We start from the raw sequence: 18,791 nt of genomic DNA, 5'->3' as shown, positions 1-18,791 counted from the left end.
AAGATGCGACGAGTAACTGCAAGAGTGACTAGAGTACTTAATTAAACAAAATTCCCAAAAGGATAGGACGGATGATGTCCTATCCTTTTTTTTAACAATCATTCTAAAACGATAAAAGTTCGTTTTTTAAGCGTTTTTATAAAATAAAAATAAAAATCATTCGATTTTATTTGAAATATGTATCTATTATTGATACAATGGTTCAGGATTAAATAATATAGAACGAGGTGTTCACATGTCATCTGTAGTAGTAGTAGGTACGCAATGGGGCGATGAAGGGAAAGGAAAAATCACAGACTTTCTCAGTGAAAATGCTGAAGTGATTGCACGGTACCAAGGTGGCGACAATGCAGGGCACACAATCAAATTCAACGGTGTGACTTATAAACTGCATTTGATTCCTTCTGGGATTTTTTATAAAGACAAAATCAGTGTGATTGGAAATGGCGTCGTAGTCAATCCTAAATCATTGGTCAAAGAATTAGCTTATTTACATGAAAAAGGTGTAGAAACAAGTAATCTGCGTATTTCTGACCGCGCACACGTAATCTTGCCTTATCATATCAAATTGGACCAATTACAAGAAGATGCGAAAGGTGAAAACAAAATCGGTACAACGATCAAAGGAATCGGACCAGCTTATATGGATAAAGCCGCTCGTGTAGGTATCCGTATCGCAGACTTATTGGATAAAGAAATTTTTGAAGAACGTCTTCGTTTGAATCTAGATGACAAAAACCGTCAATTTGTAAAAATGTTCGATTCAGAACCACTTGATTTTGACGATATTTTTGAAGAATATTATGAATATGGTCAACAAATCAAACAATACGTCACAGATACTTCGGTTATCTTGAATGACGCCTTAGATGCAGGTAAACGCGTGTTGTTTGAAGGGGCACAAGGAGTCATGTTGGATATCGACCAAGGAACCTATCCTTTTGTTACTTCTTCTAATCCAGTAGCCGGTGGTGTTACAATCGGAAGCGGTGTAGGACCTTCAAAAATCAATAAAGTCGTCGGCGTCTGCAAAGCCTATACTTCACGTGTCGGTGATGGACCATTTCCAACTGAACTATTTGATGAAACAGGTGAACAAATCCGCGAAGTAGGACGAGAATACGGTACGACAACTGGACGTCCTCGTCGTGTCGGCTGGTTTGATTCTGTAGTTATGCGCCATTCTAAACGGGTTTCAGGTATTACCAACCTATCTTTAAACTCAATCGATGTATTAAGTGGATTGGAAACCGTAAAAATTTGCACGGCTTATGAATTAGATGGCGAACTAATCTACCACTATCCAGCAAGCTTGAAAGAGTTGAACCGCTGCAAACCAATCTATGAAGAATTGCCAGGCTGGTCAGAAGACATTACAGGATGCAAAACACTTGCAGAACTGCCAGAAAACGCACGTAACTATGTACGTCGTATCTCAGAGCTTGTTGGTGTACGTATCTCAACATTTTCTGTCGGACCTGATAGAACACAAACAAACATCTTAGAAAGCGTCTGGGCGCAAATCTAAGGATAAAAACGACGACTGAATCAGGACGTTCTTACCAGAGCGAGTCGAAGTGTTTATCTATACGATAATAACCACTTGAAGAGGTAGTGAAAGAGACGTTTAGCCTTATTGCCGATAGGCTGTCTCTTGAACACTGTTTATTCAGAATAAGGGACTGTGACAAAAACCGTGTCACAGTTCCTTTTTTCGAATAAACGGTGTTCTCCTGCCAACTCCTCGGTCACAAGTCACAATATTCAACAAACATGAGAAGCTGTTTTTTGAAATTGCTCCTTGTGACTCAGAGTTAACCGGCAGGCTCACAACCTCTTGGTAAACGGTGTTCAATCAGCTGACCTTCGGTATTAGCTCAAAAAACGGCAAAATATGAGGAGCTATTTTTCCGTTTGTTTCTCTAATACTCAGGGCAAACCGCTGATTTTACAACCTCTTCCTTAAACGGTGTTCAAAAGCTTGCATCTACGGCACTAAGCCCAATCAGATGAAAAATATGGAGTGCTATTTTTATCTGATTGTTCTTACTGCTTGATGCAGAGCAGCTTTTTCACAACCTCCTACACGGTGTTCCAGAAGTAGCTTCTACGGAAATAAGCCGAAATTTCACAAAAATTTGAGAAGCAATTTTCGTAAATTCCTTCTTATTTCTTGAAGCTGACCACTTCTGTCACAACCTCTTATTTTGATTAGAACTTGCGAAAATAAACCGGTAAAAGTGTGTCTAGCGCAAGAGATTTGCTATAATAGACGATAAGGGTAAAATGTAACGAGAAGGGGTTGAAAAATGTGTATCAAATTGTAACAGATTCTTGTTGTGATCTGCCATACCATGTATTAGCAGAAGAAAAAATTGATTTTTTATCAATGAATCTCCAATTGAATGATCAAGAGTTAGTAGATGATCTCGGAAAGACATTCAATTATGACCGCTACATGAATCAGCTGAAAAATGGTGCGATGCCTACGACATCACAAATCAATGTTGGCCGATATTTAGAATTTTTCCGTTCTTATGCGGAAAAACAGATTCCTGTCTTATATGTGGCTTTTTCCAGTGGATTAAGCGGCTCTTACAGCAGTGCGCTTCAAGCTGTTGAATTACTGAAGGAAGAATATGAAGATCCTGAGATCTATGTTTTTGATACAAAAGCTGCAAGTATCGGGGAAGGGCTTTTAGTATTGGAAGCTGCAAGATTGAAAAAAGAAGGGAAAAGTATCGAAGAAACCCTAGAGTGGCTGGAAAAAAATTATTTGAAAGTCCATTCATGGGTAACTGTAGACGATTTGAAGTATCTAGAACGAGGCGGTAGGATTTCCAAAGCAAGTGCTACTCTGGGCAGTCTATTGAGTGTAAAGCCTATTATTACGGTAGATAAAGAAGGAAGGCTGACGAATGTTGACAAAGTTCGCGGAAGGAACAAGTCGATCCAGACAATCGTCAATGAGACAGTAAAAACAATCGTTGCGCCACTTGATCAAATCGTTTATGTGGCTTACGCTGGGGATCTAGAGAGCGCGGAGAAGGCAAAACGGCTTTTGGAAGAGCAGATAAAGATGAAAGATGTGAAGCTTTATCCCTTAGGACCAACGATCGCCAGTCACACAGGCTATGGCTGTATCGCGATTTTTTCGATGGGAATCAGTCGATAAAAGCAGTAACTCATTCTGTAAAAAAGCCCAGGATTTGAATGTAACAAAAATAGCGACTCTTAAAAGATAGATGAGCATCCTATCTCTTAGAGGTCGCTGTTTTTTTGTTTTTTAAGCTAAATAGGCCATTACGCCCATAACTCGTTCAATTGTTTTTGAATATCTGTGTTTTCCAAGAATTCATCATATGTCGTATCTGCCCGATCAATCACACCTTTATCTGAAACAGCAATGATACGGTTTGCCAATGTTTGGATAAATTGGTGGTCATGAGAGGCAAACAGGATCGAGCCAGTAAATGCCATCAAGCCATCATTCAATGCGGTGATTGATTCTAAGTCTAAATGGTTCGTTGGATCGTCTAATACAAGTACGTTAGCTTTCGAAAGCATCATTTTTGAGAGCATACAACGGACTTTCTCTCCACCAGATAAAACATTCACTGGTTTCAATACTTCTTCACCAGAAAACAGCATTCTTCCTAAGAAACTTCTTAAGAAGGTGTTGTCATCTTCTTCTTTGCTTGCATATTGGCGCAACCAGTCTAAAATCGTTAGATCCGTGTCGAATTCTTTCGTTGTATCCTTTGGTAAATAAGAATGACTTGTTGTTACTCCCCAACGTACTGTTCCAGTATCTGGTGTAATTTCACCCATTATAACTTTGAATAGCGTTGTTGTTGTTATATCATTTTCTGCGACAAAAGCAACCTTGTCTTCTTTACTTAAATTAAAAGATATATCATCTAAGATTTTCTTTCCATCAATCGTTACACTTACATTTTCTACCTGCAATAAGTCGTTTCCGATCTCACGTTCAGGTTTGAATCCAACGAATGGGTAACGTCTAGAAGAAGGCTGGATATCGTCCAAAGTAATTTTTTCAAGCATTTTTTTACGTGAAGTTGCTTGTTTTGATTTTGATGCATTCGCACTAAAGCGAGCAATGAATTCTTGGAGCTCTTTGATTTGTTCTTCTTTTTTGGCATTTGCATTCGCTTGGAGTTTAGCCGCTAATTGACTAGATTCCAACCAAAAATCATAATTTCCTACATAAAGTTTGATTTTACCAAAATCCAGATCTGCCATATGTGTACATACTTTGTTCAAAAAGTGACGGTCATGGGAGACAACAATCACAGTATTTTCAAAATTGATCAAAAATTCTTCCAACCAATTGATCGATTGGATATCCAGACCGTTTGTTGGTTCGTCTAGTAAAAGAACATCAGGTTTACCAAATAGTGTTTGTGCTAACAACACTTTTACCTTTTGTCCGCCAGTCAATTCACTCATTTGCTGATGGTGCAATTCTTCAGGGATGTTCAGACCCTGCAGTAAAACAGCTGCTTCTGGTTCTGCTTCCCATCCATTAAGCTCAGCAAATTCTCCTTCTAATTCAGCTGCTCGAATACCATCTTCGTCAGTGAAATCTTCTTTCATGTAAATCGCATCTTTTTCTTTCATCACTTCATACAGACGCTTGTGTCCCATGATGACTGTTTCAAGTACAGTATAGTCTTCATAGTCGTAATGGTTCTGTTTCAATACGGCCATCCGTTCATCTGGTCCCATAGTAACGGAACCTGTGGAAGGCTGCAGATCCCCTGATAACACTTTAAGGAACGTTGATTTACCTGCACCATTTGCACCAATCAAGCCATAGCAGTTTCCGGGGGTAAATTTAATATTCACATCATCAAATAGTTTGCGGTCTGAAAAGTGCAAACTCACATCATTTACAGTAATCAATTTTTTTCCTCACTTTTATCATTATTAGTTTTTGACAAGTCTTATAGAATTATATAGGGGAAAGGTAAAAGATTCAAGGCAATCGAACATTCTTTGTGTTTCACGTGAAACAGAATGAAGAAAATAAACATAAAAGAGGCGTAGAAATAGATGCTATCGGATTTTTTAGTTTGCAACAGCATAATTTTTGACGTTATTTATAAGAGGGAGTACTATAAAATTGTAAAAGAAATGAAAGAAGGATTGAAAATGGATGAAAAAAGAACCATTGACTGGGGCTCATTGATTTTGGGAATTTTATTTGTACTTGTCTCATTGTTATCATTTCAAGACCCTGTCGGAAATTTAGTTGCAATTGTAGTAGTCTTTGCGATTTTTGCCTTTATTAAAGGGATATTTGAACTGTTTGTACGTAACAGATTAAAAGAGCTAACAGGATATAAAGGAAAGATGCCCTTAATAATCGGGATCATCGATATTCTAGTTGGCGTCTTTTTCTTATTCAATATTGGTGCAGGAGTCGCAGCATTGCCTTTTGTTTTTGCAGTATGGTTTATTGCTGATTCAGTTTTAGCGTTATTTACTGCTGACTTGGCAAGAGGAGTAAGTGAAGGATATTATTGGTTTACGATCATCGTCAATATTTTAGGAATTTTATTAGGAATTTTCTTATTGTTTAATCCAATTTCTTCTGCGTTGACATTAAGCTTTTTAGTTGGGTTCTATTTTATGTTATTCGGCATCACACATATCGTCTATGCGTTTAGATAAGTGAAATCAAACAAATAAAAAAGCCAGCTTCCGGTAACAGTTTGACTGTTGCAATTGGTAGCTGGCTTTTTTATCATGGACAAATATGCACGAGGTAATCTTTAGGTGTCGAGACAAATTTATGCAAAAATGTGAAAAGCAATATGCACAAATTTTATCTTAATACTTGAAACATAGCGCAGTTGTCACAACCTCTTGATACACGGTGTTCAAAAGCTTGCATCTGCGGTAATAAGCCCAACCAAACGAAAAAATATGACGAGCTATTTTTGTTTGGCTGTTCTTATTACTTGATGCAGGGCAGCTTTTTCACAACCTCTGATAAACGGTGCTCCACCTGCTGCTTCTCGGTAATAAGATCGCCGTCCTAGAAAATATGAGGAACTATTTTCTGTCCATCGTTCTTATTACTCGAAACATAGCGCAGTTGTCACAACCTCTTTTCATATAATTCATTCAATACTGGCAAATCATGGACTTCATATTTTTCTTTGAATGCTTGGATTTCTTCTTCAGAATATTTTCTTGGATCTAAATGAAGATCTTCTACTGGCAATGGGCGCTTGTTATTGATTTTCACATCGATCACTACAGGACGGTCTGATTTTGCGGCTGCATCAAAGGCAAACCGAAGTTGCGAGTATTCTGTGACTGTAAAGCTTTTTGCACCGAGGGCTTCTCCAACTTTACCGAAATCTGCACCTTCTAAAAATACACCGAATTTCTTTTGTTCTGTATCTTCTTGTTCTGCTTCGATGAAACCAAAAGAATCATTAGAAAAAACAACATTGATAATTGGAAGCTGATATTTGACTTGTGTAATGATATCTTGCATGACCATAGCAAATCCGCCATCACCACTTAAGGTAAATACTTGTTTTTCTGGGTAGCTTAGTTGTGCGGCAATTCCTCCAGGCACACCATTACCCATAGTTGCGAACCATCCAGATGTCGTATGTTTTTGTTTACCGTTCATATTTAATAAGCGAATAGAATGGATAGTCGTGTTACCGACATCTGTGACGAAAATCGCATCGTCTTCAGCAATCCGATTGATTTCTTTATAAACAGCCTCTGGTCGAATCGGTTCTTCCTCACGATCTTCAAAAGATTTCAACCAATTTACCCATTTTTCTTTATTTTCCTGATTTGCTAGGTACCAGCTATCAGCAGGACGAGTATCACCCAATTCGACCAGTCTTTGCAAAGCTGTGTTTGCATCACCGAGAATCGACAGCGATGTTTCATGGCGCCGTCCGAATTTTGACGCATCAATATCGATTTGGATAAATTCAGCAGTTGGATTAAAAAACGCACGTCCAAATGGGAAGTCGCTACCGACAAATAAGATCAGATCGGCTTCTGCCAATGCTTCATTTCCGGGTTTAGTAGCGACACGTCCAGCAAAACCAAGAAAGTTTTCATAATCATCAGGAATAATTCCTTTTGCTAGAACGGAAGCGACAATAGGAACTGAAAAATGTTCTGAGAATTCTTTGATTTGCGGAAATCCGTTTCGCGTTCCTTGACCAACATAAAGAACTGGTTTTTTTGCTTTTTCAAGATAAGGCAAAGCAACCAGCAAATCTTTTTCTTCTGGTAATATCACACTTGTTTTATGAGTGTGAGCGGTGGAGAAAGGTTGTTCGTCAATTTCTTCAAAACCAAGATCAACAGGGATAGTCACGATAGCCACGCCTTTATGCTCATAGGCGGCTTTAATGGCTTCATCTACGACATGTGGAAGACTTTGGGGCGTCATGACTGTACGATTGTATACGCTGACATCTGCGAAAATAGGGTTTTCATTTAATTCTTGGAAAGAGTTATAGTTCATGGATGTAGAAGCAACTTGTCCTAAGAACGCTACTAGAGGCACATGGTCCATCTGTGCATCATACAAACCATTGATCAAATGTGTCGCACCAGGTCCTGCAGAGCCGAAGACAGCGCCGACTTTCCCGGTTAATTTTGCATCTGCGGCGGCTGCTAGTGCACCGACTTCTTCATGACGGACTTGAATATATTTGATTTCGCTTTTTTCGTGATATAGCGCATCCATAATCGAATTGAAAGATCCTCCGGGAATGCCATAAATATGGTCGATGCCCCAGCTTTCAAGAACTTTTACCATTGCGACTCCTGCATTGATTTTTGACATGGTGTTTCACTCCTTTAGCAATGATGATCCATAAATTTTTGGTATCTAGAGTATAGAACTTTTTATCGAAAATCCCAACTAATTCGTCTTTTCACAAAAATGTAGTCATGTTTTTGGGAATATGCTAGAGTAGTACATAAATAGATTCAAGAGAGGGGAATGGCATGGTTGAATGGCTATTGAGGCTTGATCCTTGGCAGCAAGCACTTGCTGGGACAGCTTTTACTTATTTTATGACAGCTCTTGGTGCCGGATTGGTTTTTTTCTTTAAAGAAATCAAAAAAGAAGTGCTAAATTTGATGTTAGGATTTGCTTCTGGTGTCATGATTGCTGCAAGTTTTTGGTCCTTGCTCGATCCAGCGATTACAAAAGCAGAAGAAAATGGAGATATTGCTTGGTTAGTTGTAAGTATTGGATTTGGTTTAGGTGGGGTGTTTTTATATATGGCAGATAAAACACTGCCCCATATGCATTTTGGACCGCAACATGAAGCAGAAGGATTGCCTACCCATCTAAAGCGGACAATCTTGCTTGTTTTTTCTATTACATTGCATAACATTCCTGAAGGTTTAGCCGTAGGGGTAGCATTCGGTGCAGCAGCAACTGCGGATAATCCGACAGCCGCTATATTAGCCGCTGTTTCGGTGGCGCTAGGTATTGGTATCCAAAACTTCCCAGAAGGAGCAGCTGTATCAATCCCATTGCGACAAGAAGGTCTGAGCCGTAAAAAGGCCTTTGTTTACGGACAAGCTTCTGGAATTGTTGAACCAATCGCTGGGGTGATTGGCGCACTACTAGTAACGAAAGTGGAGCTGCTGCTTCCTTATGCACTTGCTTTTGCTGCAGGAGCGATGATTTATGTCGTGGTGGAAGAATTGATTCCCGAAGCACAGCAGACATTGTCCAGCAAACGTCATTTTGCAGTTTTTGGTGTCATGAGCGGATTTATCATTATGATGATCTTGGATGTGGCATTAGGATAATTCGGAAAATCCATATATGATATATCAAATAGGGTCGCGAATTTATATCGCGACCCTATTTTTAAGTATGTTATATCATAATGGAGTGATGATGTGATTCATTAATAATAGTTTTTTCTATGTGTATTGCCTTTGATCCAGCGAACGAGCCAGATGATAAGTGCGATCGGAATCAAAACTTTGACCGCAAACCATAAAAGGCCACTTACGACACTAACAAAAAGACTGATGACAAAGCTAGCGGCAATCAACACTAAAAGAACCATGAAGATATTTAAGAACATATTTTTTTGACGCATACAAAACCCTCCTCTTGTTCATTCTTTACTATAGAAAAAGTATAACAGGGATTCTCTAAAAACACCTCCAACTGCAGACTGATTTTTACTTCATCTGCTTAAATGATCAAACAATTGCTTTTTCCCTTGTTTATCATCTAAAATAGAGCGGAAAAGGAGGAGAATATCATGCCTAAAAATCGTCTTGAAGCATTTACAGATGCTGTAATCGCCATTATCATGACTATTTTAGTTTTAGAACTTCATGAACCTAACGGAGATACGTGGGAGGCGCTCGCTGCATTAGGTTACCGATTTTTTATCTATATTGTCAGTTTCATCATCTTAGCGATTTATTGGAACAATCATCATCATTTATTTCAAGTTGTACATAAGATAAATGGACGGGTCTTATGGGCGAACAGTTTCTTTATTTTTGCGCTTTCACTTTTTCCATTTGCCACTTCATGGATCAGTGAGTACATCAATAGTCTGGCTCCAGAAATGACTTATGGTTTTGTTACCTTAACCGCTAACATTGCGTATTATATCTTGGCAAAAGAACTTGTCAAAGCAAATAAGGGCCACGAGAAAGCATTGAAGGCGATGCTGAATGATTACAAGAAATCGTATTTATCGATTGGCTTGAATGTCTTAGGAATTGTCTTAGGCTATTTAGTAGCGCCAGTAGCCGTGCTGATCGCAAACATCGTGATTCTGGCTGCTTGGATCATCCCAAGCCGTACCATTGAATCACAATATCGGTAAAATGATCTGTGTTTAAAATTTAAGAGAAAAATATAGAAAAAATAATCAAACGATCAAATATCCGAGTGATACTAGTATTCAAAGAGGGATGCAGATGGATCAAAAAAGACTTCATGTAGGACTGATTACTAGTTTTGTCACGATGCTTATTTATTTGGATCAAGGTCATTTGACTTGGACAGTAGTTAGTGTCACGGTATTTTTGACATTATTCGCAGCAATAAAAAAATAAACATCTTTATGTAAGCTAACATTCTATCAATTTAATAAAAACATGTTTACAGCAGTATGATTCTGTTGTAAACATGTTTTTATTTGGGGAAAATTTTTATTTTTAGAAAAGTGTATTGAAATATAAATCATTAGTTTTTCCACAGTGGATAACTTTATGATAGCTAAAAAACAATAGACTAGTTAAAGGAGACAGATAGATTTCTTTTGTCAGGGGATATACAATAGAAATGAATAAATATTAACGAGAGTTCAGATGGTTTTAAAAAAGTGAATTTGAAAGAGTGAAAAATAACGAACCAGCTATATTTTAAGTGTTATTTTATAGTTAAAAAAATAACGATGCACTTGTTTTGATTTCTCTGCTACTTCTAAAAACTGCTGCTTTTTCCTTTGAAATGCCTTCAAAAAGTAGGATCAGGTAAAATCTACTGGCAGAAATCAAGGAAAAAGATACCTTCATAAGAGAGAAAAATGATAGAAGAGAAGAAAAATTATTTATAGGACAAGCTTTTTGCAATAAATCAATATACCTATACGGGGTATAAAGAAGAACGAAGATTTCTCAATTGATTTAAGTATCGAATAGGAAAATGCTAAGATTTAAAGCATGTAAGCTAAAAAAATAATCATTTTTGATTCAAATGTGTACTTAAATTATGAACGGCTTATGGTAATACTTGTTTTTCAAGGAAAAGGACATTTCATTAATATAATTAATCTGAAAATAGACATAACCGTTCCCTTACTATTTTTTGATAAACAACAAAGGGAAACATACCCTGACTGCTTCAATGTGTAAGATGTATACTCCAAATAGCAGAGGTGAAAATCGATTTTTTTGAGAATCAATAATTGAATAAAAAAGGACTGTCATAGATACACACTGGAATGTATCTGTGACGGTCCTTTTTATGAACGATTTTATCGAAGACGGATAGTGCGTGTCAAAAATAAAAAAGCTACGATTAGAAATAACAATAAAATGTACCCCGAAATAACGGCTAGGCGATCCAACTTATTTGTCGATAGGTGTTTGTTTAAAAGCTGATAGAACCATAATCCAATCAGACCTCCTGTTGTATTAGTAATTACATCAGTGATATCCGCTACGCCAATACCGAATAGGAATTGAATAAACTCTGCGAAGAAGCTTACAAGGAAAATAATCCCTAATTTTTTAGAAAAGGAAAGCCCTTTGAAATTGACATTCAAAAGCACCCCAAAAGGAAAAAAGACAATCAAGTTATAAGTGGTTTCGCGCAAAACCGTCGTATTTTCAAAAGAAAAAGTAGAAAAAGGGACGAGATTGACATTGCTGTAAGAATAAGTGAGAAATTGTGGAAGATTAAATGATAGCTTGAATAAAATCAACCATAATAGAAAGAATAAATAAATCCCTAATAAAAATTTTGATACATACCGCATAGACATCTCCTCCATTTAAAAAGTATACCATCGAAAACCGCTGAAAAATCATAAAAAAGTATGAAGTTTAAGGACCAACGTAGTTATCTTACGAAAATTAGAAGCTTTTTTTTGTTGGGAATCCGGTTTCTTTTAAATGAGTTTAAAATGAGAAAACATTCAAATATATAACTTAAGTAATTTTTATTCGTTCACTTTTTCCTCTCAAAGATTATTTTTAATAATTATATAAACTATATGCATATATATATTATTTTTCGTATAAAAAAGGAATATGCTATACATGAAAAAATTATGAAAAGATAAGTCATTCAACGCTTTTTTCTTCGAATTCATTCGTTTTACGCTTATTACATTAATGATATTTATTTTTTTATTTTCTTGGTGATAAAAATAAAAAGTTAGATAATTGCATATGTAGTTATATATATAAATTTCAGATAATTCGAATTATTTTGCTGAATTACCTTGACATTGCCTAATGCCAAATGTATTATTTCAATAACTTTCATTATCTTTTAATTATTTCAGGTGATTTATTAATTAAACATGTTGCGCAATTATCTGGTTAATAGGGGTTGAAAAGGGTGAAAGCAGTATAAATAAGAGGGGGATATACATTATATGAAAAAAGTTTTAGCTTTGCTTCTAGTAAGTGCCGTTATGCTGGGAGCATGCGGGAGTAATGCAAAGGGGTCGTCTAACTCTTCAAAGAAAAGTGACCTTGTATCAGAGTATAGCAATATATATATAACAGATCTTGAAACGCTAGATTACACATTCTCATCCCGTAAAACGAATAGTGACCACTATACTAACTTTGTGGAAGGTCTTTTGGAAAATGACCAATACGGGAACCTGAAAGGCGATATGGCTAAGTCATGGGAAGTTAGTGATGATGGGTTGACTTATACGTATCATCTTCGCAAAGATGTTCCTTGGGTGGATAGTGAAGGAAATGAGTATGGGGCTGATGTGACAGCAAATGACTTTGTTACTGGGTTGAAACACGCGGTAGATGTACAGTCAGAAACGTTATATATCGTGGCAGATAGTATCAAAGGCTTATCTGATTATATAGATGGTAAAACGGATGATTTTTCTACTGTTGGAGTAAAAGCAGTAGATGACTATACGTTGCAATACACATTGAATAAACCTGAACCATTCTGGAATTCAAAAACGACTTACGGTATCTTATATCCAATCAATGAAGAGTTCCTAAAATCAAAAGGGAAAGATTTCGGTAAACCAACACCAGACTCCATCCTTTATAATGGACCATTCATCCTTGCAAACAACACAGCTAAATCAGTCATCGAATATACGAAGAACGAATCGTATTGGGATCCTAAAAATGTCCATTTAGACACAGTAAAATGGACCTATAATGATGGAAGTGATCCCGATGGGTTATTTAAATCTTACGAAAATGGAGAATTATCTCTTGCTCGTGTTTATCCAAATTCACCAGGATATAAAGACGTAACGAAAGCTTATCCTGATGGCGTGACTTGGTCTGAAACAGATGCATCAACATATAATTTAACCTTCAACTTTAACCGAGGTACATTTGATGCAACTTCAAAAACAACAGACAAAGAAAAAGAAGATACACACAATGCTATTTTAGACCGTAATTTCCGTTTAGCTGTTCTATTCGGATTTGATAAGAAAAGCTATAACGCACAAAACGTAGGAGAAGAAGGGGCTAATAAAGCATTACGTAATACAATGATTCCAGCCGACTTTGTAGAGATCAACGATCAACCTTACGGCGACACAGTAGCAAGCAAATTAAAAGCATTGGATTCAGATGCTTTTGGCGATGTAGACTTATCTGATGGACAGGATGGGTATTATAACGCAGACAAAGCCAAAGATTACGTAGAAAAAGCAAAAACAGAACTAGAAGCAAAAGGTGTCCAATTCCCTATTCATTTAGATATGCCGGTTGAGGAAACTTCTGAGGTTAGTGTCAATATGGCAAAATCTTTGAAAAAATCAGTGGAAGATTCTTTAGGTTCGGATAATGTAGTAGTCGATATACAATTATTAAACGATAATAAATATTTAGCTGCTACTTATCAAGCAACGACCGGACAAGCTGGCGACTTTGATATTACAAATGCCTCTGGCTGGGGTCCAGACTACACTGATCCATCTTCTTACTTGAATATCTATGATTCACGCAAAGGGGATATGATCCATACACTTGGACTGGAAGCTTCTGCCATAGTACAAGGAACAGATCCTTCAGCTGCTGCGAAAAAAGCAATCAACTTATCTGAATATGATGCTTTATTGGATAAAGCCGCTGCTATCACTGATGATTTAGATGCTCGTTACACCGCTTATGCAGATGCAGAAGCTTGGTTGTTGGATAATGCTTTGCAAGTACCAATCTATGCATACGGCGGTACGCCTCGCGTCACAAATGTTGTTCCATTTAGCAAGCCATTTGCTTGGACAGGTATTGCTACAAATAAACTGAAATATATAGAAGTACAAAGCGATATCGTCACAACAGATCAATACGACAAAGCGAAGAAAGCTTGGGAAACGAAAAAAGAAGAAACTGCGAAAGAAGCAGAAACAACAAGTTCTAAGTAATTTAGCTGAATGAATAGTAAAAAAGGCTTTCAATTTCTATTGTAGCCTTTTTTACTTATATGATGAAAGAGAGGGAAAATTGTGAAAAGATACCTTTTATTTAGGGTCCTGCGCTCTATACTTAGTATTTTTCTTGTAACTACCTTAACCTATGCGGTGATCTATTCACTTGTTCCGAGAAAAACGATATTTCAAAATGATGTGAATTACGGAAAATTAAAGGCAAAACCAGATGAACTGGCAGATTATGAAAATACAGCCTTCAGCAAGATGGGTTATATCGAATACCACACGACGAAAGAACTGAAAAAAGAAGTAGGAAACAGTTCATCAGAAAAAGCCTCTTCTGAGCAGTTAGAAGAAAAATACCAAGATTGGGCGAAGAAAAATGGTTGGACGCTCAAACAATTTCCAATCAGCAAAGAATATTATGCGACAAAAGATATTCCATTAGTAAAACGCGTAGTGAATTTCTATGCGAATATGATCCAAATCGATCACCCATGGAAAGTAAAAGATGCCAGCAATTCTAACTTAAAACATTCTCTGCGTATCGAAAACGATGAGTTGGTCGGTTGGGCACTTGTTGGTTCAGGAACACAATATAAATACCAAATCTATTTCAATGGACAATTTCCTTATATCCATCAAAATATCGTTCATTTGAATCTAGGCACTTCATATCCGACATTTGCCGGACAAGCGGTAACAAGCATCATCTCAGGAGGACAAGGGAAAACAGAAAGTACAGAGACAACATTTAATGATGATTTTACAGCGCGCTCTTCTGCTAATATCTATCTCCGTCAATATCAGAAAACAAAAAACATCTCTTCACGAGATAAAAAATATTTTTCTGATAATTATGTCATCACAGATACGAATTACCAAGACCCATCGATGATCGGTACATCATTTCGTATGGGAGCCATCGCTGTTGTTATTGCTTATGCAATCGGCATACCTGCTGCGATGTTGATGGCTCGTTACAAAGGAAAGATACCAGATAAAGCAGGGATCGCTATCGTAACGGTGCTGATCTCCGTGCCAAGTCTAGCCTTTATCTATTTCTTCCGATTTATTGGAAGCAGCTGGTTTTCTTTGCCAGATTCTTTCCCAGCATTGGGCGCACAAGATATTCGTTCCTATATATTACCGACAGTGATTCTAGGACTATTGTCTGTTTCTGGAATCGTTATTTGGCTGAGACGTTACATGATCGACCAACAGTCTTCCGATTATGTTAAATTTGCGAAAGCAAAAGGTTTGAATGCGAAAGAAATTGCTAGAAAACACATTTTCAAAAATGCAGCTATCCCAATCGTCAATGGGATTCCAGGAAGTATCATCGGAGCGATTGCTGGGGCGACGATCACAGAAACAGTGTTTGCTGCACCAGGTATGGGGAAAATGCTACCTGATGCGATCATTACCCATAACAATCCATTAGTTATCGCAATCGTTTTTGTCTTTACCACAGTATCCGTATTTTCAATCTTAGCCGGGGACATTGCGATGGCATTAGTCGATCCGCGAATCAAACTATCGTCAGGAGGAAAATAGCTTGGAAAATGTGAAAACAGAACAAATGAACGAATTCATTTTTGTAGAAACGAATTCGTTAGCTTCAGAAAAGATTGATACGCCGAAGTATTCGTATTGGCGTTCGGTCATGCGTAAATTCTTTTCAAACAAAGTTGCGATTTTTATGCTGATACTGATGCTGGCTGTCTTATTGATGAGCTTTATCCAGCCATTATTCAGCGGATACAAATTTATGGATGTAAAAGATATCAATGATTTTACGAAACGCTATAATCCACCAAGTGCAAAATTTTGGTTTGGTACAGATGCTAACGGCATGTCCTTATTCGATGCAGTTTGGGCAGGGGCGAAAACATCAATTTCCATCAGTGTCATTGCTACATTGATCACTACAGTTATTGGTGTAGTAGTAGGGGCGATTTGGGGAACATCTAAAGCAATTGACCGTTTCATGTTGGAAATTTACAACATCATCTCGAATGTGCCAACTTTATTGATCGTCATCGTCCTCTCGTATACGTTTGGTTCCGGATTTTGGAATTTGATTTTTGCGATGTGTGTGACGAGCTGGCTGAGCGTAGCTTACTTTATTCGGGTACAAGTCATGATCATCCGCGACCGCGAGTATAATTTAGCCTCAAAAACACTAGGAACACCGACCTTGCGGATGATTTTTCGTAATATCCTGCCTTATTTGATTTCTATCATCGTGACAGATGTATCTAGAGCGCTACCTTCGTTTATTTCATATGAAACCTTTCTTTCATTCTTAGGCGTTGGATTAAGCAGTGATGTTCCTTCCCTCGGACGATTAATCGCAAAATATACGAATAACATGAGCAATTACCCTTATCTTTTCTGGATTCCTGTGACTGTACTGGCGTTAGTTTCTGTTTCTTTATACATCGTAGGACAAACTCTTGCAGATGCGGCAGATCCAAGAACACATATTTAGGAGGCAAACAATGGAGAATCAAACAATTTTATCAGTAGAAAACATCTCGGTCAGCTTCCATGTTCGTCACCGTGAATTAAAAGCGATCAGAAATGTCTCATTAGAGCTAAAAGAAAAAGAAACATTAGCCATCGTTGGTGAATCAGGATCGGGAAAATCAGTTCTGACAAAAACATTCACCGGGATGCTGGAACAAAACGGCAATATCACTTCAGGAACGATCCGCTATAAAGACAAGATATTAAGCGAATTGAAAAAGGATGAAGAATGGGAAGATATTCGGGGAAAAGAAATCGCGACGATCTTCCAAGATCCTATGACTTCACTGAATCCTATCAAAACAATTGGCTCACAAATCTCAGAAGTCATCATCAAACACCAGAAGAAATCAGCGAAAGAAGCGAAACGCTTAGCTGTCGAATTGATGGAAAAAACAGGAATCCCTAATGCGGCAAAAAGATATGATGAATATCCTTTCCAATACTCTGGTGGGATGAGACAACGGATCGTCATTGCTATTGCATTGGCTTGCCGACCTAAAATCTTGATTTGTGATGAACCGACAACCGCTTTGGATGTAACGATCCAGGCACAAATCTTGGAACTAATCAAAGAGCTTCAGGAAGAATATCAATTCACAACGATTTTTATCACCCATGATTTGGGCGTTGTCGCGGCTATAGCAGACAAAGTAGCCGTTATGTATGCTGGACAGATCATCGAAAGCGGAACAGTTGAAGAAATTTTTTATGATCCAAAACATCCCTATACATGGAGCTTGCTTTCTTCTTTACCACAATTAGCACAAAAAGGAGATGTGCTTTACTCTGTACCAGGAACACCACCTTCTTTATATAAAGATATCCAAGGAGATGCTTTTGCGCCTCGCAGCGCCTATGCGATGAAGGTCGATTTTACTAGTGAACCGCCTATGTTCCAAGTATCCGAAACCCATTTTGCGAAGACTTGGCTGCTGGATCCTCGTGCACCGAAAGTACTTAAACCAAAACAAATCGAAAATCTTCATGAAAAAATGATTGCTTTGGCTGCAGAATTGGATAGTGAAGGACAAGACGGGGGGAAGCAAGTTGTCAGCTGATAAAAAAACTTTGTTAACTGTAAAAGATTTAGAAATCACTTTTGGAGAAGGAAAAAGCAAGTTCGTAGCTGTCCAAGACGCCAACTTTGATATTTATAAAGGAGAAACGTTCTCTCTCGTAGGAGAATCTGGTTCAGGCAAAACGACGATTGGCAGAGCAATCATTGGGTTAAATCCGACAAGCAAAGGGGATATTCTCTTTGAAGGGAAAAAGATCAATGGTCCCTTGTCGAAAAAAGAACAAGCAGAAAAAATCCGTAAGATCCAAATGATATTCCAAGACCCATCCGCATCGTTGAACGAACGGGCAACAGTAGAATATATTATCTCAGAAGGCCTCTATAATTTTAACCTGTTTCACTCGGAAGAAGAACGTTTGGAAAAGGTGGCGAAAATCATCAAAGAAGTCGGACTACTTCCAGAGCATATGTACCGCTATCCTCACGAATTTTCCGGCGGTCAAAGACAACGGATCGGGATCGCTCGTGCATTAGTGATGGAACCTGAATTAGTCGTAGCGGACGAACCAATCTCTGCTTTAGATGTTTCGATCCGTGCGCAAGTGTTGAACTTACTGAAAGATGCACAAAAAAAACGAGAAGTGACATACCTTTTTGTCGCTCATGATCTATCAGTCGTACGTTTTATTTCAGATAGGATCGCTGTGATCAGACAAGGACATATTTTAGAACTAGCTGAAACGGAAGAGTTATTCAACCATCCGCTTCATCCATATACAAAGGCATTGCTTTCAGCTGTGCCCATACCAGATCCTATTTTAGCAAGGAAAAGAAAATTACATGTGTATGATCCTAGCATACACGATTATACAAAAGACGGTCCGGTTTTCGAGGAAGTACGCCCCGGGCATTTTGTATACGGGAATCAAAAGGAATTAGAAGCGTATCGAAAATTGTGAGATCTGCAGTTTGACTGGACACCGAAAGTCAGGTGATCAAACATGATAGTTAATCGATATTTTGGTAAAAGCAGGGGGAAGACAGAGAAGTCTTACCCCTTCTTAGTCCACAAA

15 protein-coding genes are annotated in these 18,791 nt (G+C 37.8%); 11 read left to right on the top strand and 4 right to left on the bottom strand.

Features of this window, described 5'->3' with window-relative positions; genetic code table 11:
• Positions 1-235 precede the first annotated feature (235 nt).
• The gene (locus tag A5816_RS10890; protein WP_002288375.1) at positions 236-1,528 is read left to right on the top strand and encodes an adenylosuccinate synthase; all 1,293 of its coding nucleotides are present in this window, start codon (positions 236-238) and stop codon (positions 1,526-1,528) included.
• Positions 1,529-2,311: 783 nt separating this feature from the next.
• A complete protein-coding gene (locus A5816_RS10885) occupies positions 2,312-3,175 on the top strand; it encodes a DegV family protein (protein WP_002316532.1) in 864 nt (287 codons plus the stop codon).
• Between the two features lie 128 nt (positions 3,176-3,303).
• On the opposite strand, the gene A5816_RS10880 is transcribed toward A5816_RS10885, so the two are convergent.
• Positions 3,304-4,926 carry an ABC-F family ATP-binding cassette domain-containing protein gene (locus A5816_RS10880; protein ID WP_002309893.1) on the bottom strand — a complete coding sequence of 541 codons (1,623 nt, stop codon included), beginning with the start codon at positions 4,924-4,926 and terminating at the stop codon, positions 3,304-3,306.
• Positions 4,927-5,175: 249 nt separating this feature from the next.
• Between A5816_RS10880 and A5816_RS10875 the strand changes: the two genes are divergently transcribed.
• Entirely contained in the window at positions 5,176-5,697 is a 522-nt protein-coding gene (locus A5816_RS10875; protein ID WP_002309892.1) for an HdeD family acid-resistance protein, read from the top strand.
• Positions 5,698-6,127: 430 nt separating this feature from the next.
• Here the strand turns inward: A5816_RS10875 and spxB are convergent, their stop codons facing one another.
• The gene (gene spxB, locus A5816_RS10865; RefSeq protein WP_086311323.1) at positions 6,128-7,858 is read right to left on the bottom strand and encodes a pyruvate oxidase; all 1,731 of its coding nucleotides are present in this window, start codon (positions 7,856-7,858) and stop codon (positions 6,128-6,130) included.
• 164 nt (positions 7,859-8,022) lie between these two features.
• Between spxB and A5816_RS10860 the strand changes: the two genes are divergently transcribed.
• Positions 8,023-8,841 (top strand): ZIP family metal transporter, encoded by an 819-nt coding sequence (locus A5816_RS10860; RefSeq protein ID WP_086311322.1) that lies wholly within the window; start codon positions 8,023-8,025, stop codon positions 8,839-8,841.
• Positions 8,842-8,942: 101 nt separating this feature from the next.
• Here A5816_RS10860 and A5816_RS10855 read toward each other — a convergent pair whose 3' ends face one another.
• Positions 8,943-9,140 carry a hypothetical protein gene (locus A5816_RS10855; RefSeq protein ID WP_002309889.1) on the bottom strand — a complete coding sequence of 66 codons (198 nt, stop codon included), beginning with the start codon at positions 9,138-9,140 and terminating at the stop codon, positions 8,943-8,945.
• A gap of 168 nt (positions 9,141-9,308) precedes the next feature.
• On the opposite strand from A5816_RS10855, the gene A5816_RS10850 reads away from it, so the two are divergent.
• Complete coding sequence (locus A5816_RS10850; protein ID WP_010731698.1) at positions 9,309-9,887, top strand: TMEM175 family protein; 579 nt, start codon at positions 9,309-9,311, stop codon at positions 9,885-9,887.
• 94 nt (positions 9,888-9,981) lie between these two features.
• Positions 9,982-10,119: a hypothetical protein gene (locus A5816_RS16320; RefSeq protein WP_002320647.1), complete on the top strand. Its 138-nt coding sequence runs from the start codon at positions 9,982-9,984 to the stop codon at positions 10,117-10,119.
• A gap of 923 nt (positions 10,120-11,042) precedes the next feature.
• On the opposite strand, the gene A5816_RS10845 is transcribed toward A5816_RS16320, so the two are convergent.
• The gene (locus A5816_RS10845; protein WP_086311321.1) at positions 11,043-11,546 is read right to left on the bottom strand and encodes a VanZ family protein; all 504 of its coding nucleotides are present in this window, start codon (positions 11,544-11,546) and stop codon (positions 11,043-11,045) included.
• Between the two features lie 624 nt (positions 11,547-12,170).
• On the opposite strand from A5816_RS10845, the gene A5816_RS10840 reads away from it, so the two are divergent.
• The 5 genes from A5816_RS10840 to A5816_RS10820 all read left to right on the top strand — a co-directional run bounded on the left by A5816_RS10840 (position 12,171) and on the right by A5816_RS10820 (position 18,677).
• Entirely contained in the window at positions 12,171-14,159 is a 1,989-nt protein-coding gene (locus A5816_RS10840; RefSeq protein ID WP_086311320.1) for a peptide ABC transporter substrate-binding protein, read from the top strand.
• Between the two features lie 81 nt (positions 14,160-14,240).
• Complete coding sequence (locus tag A5816_RS10835) at positions 14,241-15,722, top strand: ABC transporter permease (RefSeq protein ID WP_086311319.1); 1,482 nt, start codon at positions 14,241-14,243, stop codon at positions 15,720-15,722.
• A gap of 25 nt (positions 15,723-15,747) precedes the next feature.
• The gene (gene oppC / locus A5816_RS10830; protein ID WP_047928056.1) at positions 15,748-16,659 is read left to right on the top strand and encodes an oligopeptide ABC transporter permease OppC; all 912 of its coding nucleotides are present in this window, start codon (positions 15,748-15,750) and stop codon (positions 16,657-16,659) included.
• A 10-nt stretch (positions 16,660-16,669) separates the two neighbouring features.
• Positions 16,670-17,758, top strand: coding sequence for an ABC transporter ATP-binding protein (locus A5816_RS10825; protein ID WP_086311318.1), 1,089 nt, complete (start codon positions 16,670-16,672; stop codon positions 17,756-17,758).
• The gene (locus A5816_RS10820) at positions 17,748-18,677 is read left to right on the top strand and encodes an ATP-binding cassette domain-containing protein (protein ID WP_002292658.1); all 930 of its coding nucleotides are present in this window, start codon (positions 17,748-17,750) and stop codon (positions 18,675-18,677) included. The genes A5816_RS10825 and A5816_RS10820 overlap by 11 nt, the downstream gene beginning before the upstream one ends.
• The last annotated feature ends 114 nt before the right edge of the window (positions 18,678-18,791 follow it).

Origin of the sequence: Enterococcus sp. 3G1_DIV0629 (assembly GCF_002141285.1) — a bacterium.
Taxonomy (GTDB): Bacteria; Bacillota; Bacilli; order Lactobacillales; family Enterococcaceae; genus Enterococcus_B; species Enterococcus_B lactis.
Note: the sequence above shows the minus strand (reverse complement) of the source record. Positions and strands in the feature narration are given on the sequence as shown.